We start from the raw sequence: 595 nt of genomic DNA on the forward strand, positions 1-595 counted from the left end.
CAAACAGATTAAGCAATCACGAAATCGAACGTTCCGACTATTCGCCCATCAATATTTATCGGTTCAAACTGTAAATGGTCACGGGCTTTACCACCCCACCATTCGTTGCCCGTCTGTCCTTTCAAATAGAGTTGGGTGGTCAACAATTCGTCGTCGCCACGCCACAGTTTGACGTGAATGTGAGGAGGTCTTGAGCTGTATGGGACAGGAAACAGCGTTTGAAAAAAATAGCGTCCATCTTCTTCAGTTACTGTCGCGCCAAAACCTGAAAAACTTGGGTCAAACTTGTTTTGGCTGGGTTGATTCGGATGGTCATAAATCCCTTGGCCATCACACTGCCACATTTCTATTTTTACGCCAGACATGGGACGACCAAACCCATCCAACCCTTTACCTTGCAACGTTATCGCCTATCCGATCAAAGTATCCGGTTTCAATACTAAATTTTGGCGAAGTGGAATCTTCACCACGGGATAAAATGGCCCTTCGGTCTGAGAAGGCGTCGGACGCATCGAGCTTTCCGCTTTAAGAAATGGCGCAAACATCAATGTCCATAGCGCAAGAAAATGTCGTCGTTCCATGTTACAACCCAGAA

At 46.2% G+C, this 595-nt stretch carries 1 pseudogene; it reads right to left on the minus strand.

The annotated features are described in order from the left end of the window. Window positions 1-8: 8 nt before the first annotated feature. A pseudogene (locus R7044_RS26645) lies at window positions 9-581 on the minus strand (protocatechuate 3,4-dioxygenase). Between the last annotated feature and the right edge of the window lie 14 nt (window positions 582-595).

The organism is Vibrio sp. 1402, from assembly GCF_033340275.1.